The sequence below is a fragment of the Photorhabdus sp. RM322S genome (assembly GCF_042879395.1).
Classification (GTDB): domain Bacteria; phylum Pseudomonadota; class Gammaproteobacteria; order Enterobacterales; family Enterobacteriaceae; genus Photorhabdus; species Photorhabdus khanii.
On the sequence record NZ_JBHFKW010000087.1, the window covers coordinates 1 to 5,328 of the forward strand.

A 5,328-nucleotide genomic window follows, 5' to 3' on the forward strand; every position below is an offset into this window, starting at 1 on the left:
CGCCAAAGGGACGCTGAATAATCAGGGCCGGGTGGAAGCGCGTGGTGATACCACCGTTACCGCGGACACGATACACAGCAGCCATAACAGTGTGTGGGCCGCCGGGCTGGATGATAACGGCAACACCACCCGACCTGGTTCACTGACCCTGACTGCACAGTACGTTCAGGCCGGCGGGAAAAATCTGGCGACCGATACGCTAGCCATTCAAAGCCGCCAGATTGATCTGAGCGGTAGTCAGACCGCAGCCAGCCAGATTCAACTCACCGCCAGTCAATCGGGAATAAGTACTGCTCACGCCACCGTCAACGCCAACCGTTTGACGGCGAAAACACCGGGCCAGTTTAACAATGACGGCGGCCAACTGGTGGCGCGGGAAATCCACCTCACTACGCCTGATATCTCTAACCAGCTGGGAAAAATTAACCAGACCGGTCCCGGTGAACTGACGCTTAACACGCGCACCCTGAATAACGGTGGCGGTACCCTGTTCAGCCGGGGCAAACAGCTCACGATAACCACTGACACGCTTAACAACCAGCAGGGCAACATTGCCAGTCAGGGGGATAACCTGAGCCTGACCGCGCAAACGGTGAATAACACTCAAGGTCACGTGCAACTGGCGGGCAACGGGAAACTGTCACTCAATACCCAACGGTGGTTGGGTGATAAGGGCAAACTGCTGACCAATGGTGCCCTGACCATACAGGCCGGTGACCTGCAACTGAACGAGGCTGAAACTCAGGCCGGACAGATGACTATCAACGCTGACACCCTGAGCCATCAACGCGGTGTCATGCAACAACAGGGCAAAGACACCCTGTCCCTCACCACCCGGCGACTGGATAACCAGAATGGCACCATTGCCGGCAACGGTAACCTGAACCTGAAGGCAACGACCGTCGATAATCGTCACGGTCACATCGTGGCCGCCGAAAAAGGGACGCTGGCATTGACCATCAAAGACACCCTGGACAATCAGTCGGGCCAGCTGGAAGCGGGCAATGCACTCCAGCTCAGGGCTGCCCAACTGGATAATAGTCAGGGTAGCATTGTTGCCACCGGGGACAGCACCACCCTCACTGTTGGCAAAGCCATTCAGAATGCCCACGGTCATCTTGAAGCCAAAACCCGACTGATCACGACCAGCCAGACACTGAATAACACGCAGGGTGTGTTGCTGGCGCAAAACATTAACAGCCAGACCCACGGTCATCCTTTCATCAACAACGCCGGACAGGTGATAGCCGAAGACACCCTGACGGTAAACAGTGGTCAATTGGATAATACGGCGGGGTTGTTACAATCTGGGCGCGAGATGGACATTGATACTCACGACCATTGGCTCGCTAATACCCGCAATGCCGACCAAAAAGCAGGCCGGTTGTTAAGCGGCGGGCAGTTAACTCTGCGCACCGGCGATGTTGATAACACGGGCGGGATAATCGTGGCGGACGGCAAAACCGTGTTGATCAGCGCCGCGCTCAATAATACTCAGGGACAGATAGCGGGCAATGGCGGACTGGACATTCACAGCCGGCAACTCACCAACCACAACGGCACCTTACAATCCGCAGACGCCCTGACGCTGGATACCAACGGGCAGTTACTGGATAACCAGCAGGGGCGTATTCTGAGTGAGGGCACCACCACGGTCACCAGCGGCCAGCTGGATAATACGGCGGGGCTGTTACAGGCGGGTCGCGAGATGTCCATTGATACCCACGGCCATTGGCTGACTAATACCCGCAATACCGACCAAAAAGCGGGCCAGTTGTTGAGTGGCGGGCATTTAACCTTGCGCACCGGCGACATCGATAACACCGGCGGCAGGGTAGCGGGGAATGGCGGGCTGGACATTCACAGCCGGCAACTGATAAACCACGAGGGCACCTTACAATCCGCAGACACATTGGATCTGGATACCAACGGGCAGTTACTGGATAACCAGCAGGGGCGTATTCTGAGTGAGGGTGCCACCACGGTTACCAGCGGCCAGCTGGATAATACGGCGGGGCTGTTACAGGCGGGTCGCGAGATGTCCATTGATACCCACGGCCATTGGCTGACTAATACCCACAATACCGACCAAAAAGCGGGCCAGTTGTTGAGTGGCGGGCATTTAACCTTGCGCACCGGCGACATCGATAACACCGGCGGCAGGGTAGCGGGGAATGGCGGACTGGACATTCACAGCCGGCAACTGATAAACCGCGAAGGCACCTTACAATCCGCAGACGCCCTGACGCTGGATACTGACGGGCAGTTACTGGATAACCAGCAGGGGCGTATTCTGGGTGATGACACCACCACCGTGACCAGCGGCCAGCTGGATAATCGTCAGGGCCACCTTCAAGGCGGACTGTTGGCTATCGACACCCGACAGGCGCAGACCGATAACCGGGACGGCAAATTGTTGTCGGCAGACAGGCTCAACCTGAAAACCCAACGGCTCGACAATCGTCACGGTCAGGTACAGGCGGTGGGCGATGCCACGCTTAACGTGCAGGAAAAAACCGACAACACCGACGGCCTGATCCGGGGTGGTCAGCAACTCACCCTGAACACCGCTCACCTGATTAACCACGAGACGGCGCAGCCGGATAACGGGGTGGAAGCCCAAAATCTGACGATAAACGCCCAACAGGCAGATAATACCGGGGGCGCTTTACGGGCCGCTCACCACCTGCAAGCGAACATCAGCCAGACGTTGAATAATATCCAGGGGCTGGTCTCTGCGGGCAGACAGCTCACGGTCAAAAGTGAGGCTCAGCAACCGCATCTGGTGATTCACAATCGACAGGGAACCCTGATTGCCGGGAAACAGGCTGACATTAGCGCCGGGGCCCTGAGTGGTGACGGCCAACTGTTATCGCAGGGCGATATGGCCGTCACGTTAACCGAGGATTTTCACCATACCGGCAACACCGCGGCCAATGGCAATCTGACCCTGAAAACGACCGGCAATATTCTCAATGACCGCCAGATAAAAGCGGGTCAGGCGCTGCATCTTGACGCACAGAATCTCACCCATAGCGCGTCAGGCGAAATCAGCGCCGGACAAACGCAAATCAATGTCCACGATACCCTGAATAACACCGGATTGATTGACGGTGACCTGACTCATCTCACGGCCAACACCCTGAATAATACGGGCACCGGGCGCATTTACGGGGACCAGCTCGCCCTCCAGACGGGCACGCTGAATAACACCGCACAGGACGGCAAAGCCGCCGTCATAGCGGCGCGTGACCGGCTGGATATCGGCACCGGCACGCTCAACAACCAGCATCATGCGCAGATTTACAGCGTGGGCGACATGCGCATCGGCGGCCAGTTGGATAATACCCTGACGGCGACCCGTCAGGCGAGGGAGCTCAATAATCACGCGGCAACGATGGAAGCCGGGCGCAATTTGACGATTCAGGCTGACCAGATTCACAACACCAACGCCGGGTTGGTCACCCAGGTCGTCGAAACGGAAAAATCGCCGCATCACGACGCGGTATTGAGCGGACAGACTGCCCGCTATGACTGGTCACAGGTGGACACCTCCCACCGCAACAAATACGGCGTGCACGATGCCATCATGCCGGACGGCAGCCGCAGTAATAACTTTTACGAATATCAATACACCCGTACTGTCAAGGAAACCCAGGTCAAACAGAGTGACCCCGGTAAAATTCTGGCCGGGGGCAATATGACGCTCAACAGTGCGCAGATCACCAATCACGATAGCCAAATTGTGGCCGGCGGTGCGCTAGGCGGTGAAATTGGCAAGCTGCACAATATTGCCACTCAGGGCGAACGTATCACCACTGATAAAGGTCGCCAGACCCACTGGTATGCCAAAAAAACCAAACGCTGGCACCGGCTCGGCACCAAAACTTCACAGGGGAAAAGTCGCAGTAATTATGACCCTGCTCCAGTGACAGAAACGATTGACCTAAAAGCCCTGGCCTGGCAGGACCATACCCAGCCAGAGGCCGCCGGTATCCCAATAGCGGACCGCCAGACCGGGCAAGTGCAACAGGCCCCCACCGCCGTGAAACCGGTTGCCGGGATAAACACCCCGCCCTTGGTCCTGCCGCCCGACCCGCCTTTAGTCTTGCCGCCCGGCCAGCCCTTAGTCCTGCCGCCCGGTCAGCCGTTTGAACTGACGTTGCCCCCGGAAATCGTCAAAGGACACACTGTTGACCCGGTCATCCGCGTTATCACGCCCGATACCCGATTACCGGATAACAGCCTGTATACCGTACAACCGGGCAGTGACAGCCACTATCTGGTGGAGACCGACCCGAAATTCACCCAGTATAAACAGTGGCTGGGCTCGGACTACATGCAGCAGCAACTCACCCATGACCCGGCGTTAGTGCACAAACGGTTAGGCGACGGGTTCTATGAACAGCGGCTGGTGCGGGAGCAGATTACCCAGCTGACCGGCCAGCGTTATCTGTCCGGCTATAATAACGACGAAGCCCAGTTTAAAGCCCTGATGGATGCGGGTATCACCTTTGGCAAACAGCAACAATTAACGCCGGGTGTCGCCCTCAGCCCGGCGCAGATGGCGTTGCTGACCTCCGATATTATCTGGCTGACTAACCAAACCGTGACCCTGCCGGATGGTTCTGCCGAGGTGGTCACCGTGCCGCAGGTTTATGCGCGAGTCCGTCAGGGCGACCTAAGCAGTGATGGTGCCTTGCTGGCCGGTAATACCGTGGCGCTCAACAGTCAGGGCGATATCACCAACAGCGGCACAGTCAGCGGACGCGACGTCACCCAACTGACCGCTAACAACCTGACCAACCACGGTTTTATTCGCGGAGGCAAAGTCGATTTGACTGCCCAACAGACTCTCACTAACAGGGGCGGCCAGATTCAGGGAAATGACCGGGTGACCCTGAAAGGCCGCGATATCACCAGTGCATCGACGGTGCGCGGAGATGAAGCTAACCGTTGGCTGGACCGTCCGGCGGGGATTTATGTGCGGAACGATAAGGGCACCTTATCGCTGAGCGCCATCAACAATGTGCAATTAACCGCCAGTGAGGTGAAGAATGCCGGTAAAGACGGCCACACCGAGATAACGGCAGGCCATGACCTGACGCTGGAGACCTTAAACACGCAACACACAGAAAGCGGCGACTGGGGCGGCGGTAACACCCGCCATCTGACCCAACAACAGGATATCGGCAGCCAGATAACCGGCGCAGGTGATGTGACACTGCAAGCCGGGCATGACCTCAAGGCCACCGCCGCGCAGGTCAATGCCGGTCAACACCTGACGGCGCGGGCCGGAAATGACCTGATGCTGACAACCGGTATAGC

At 57.5% G+C, this 5,328-nt stretch carries 1 protein-coding gene; it reads left to right on the forward strand.

All coding sequences use genetic code 11. The features are described from left to right. Positions 1-5,328, forward strand: a 5,328-nt coding sequence (locus ACGF63_RS22270) for a beta strand repeat-containing protein (RefSeq protein WP_387633263.1), incomplete at both ends; no start/stop codon positions are given.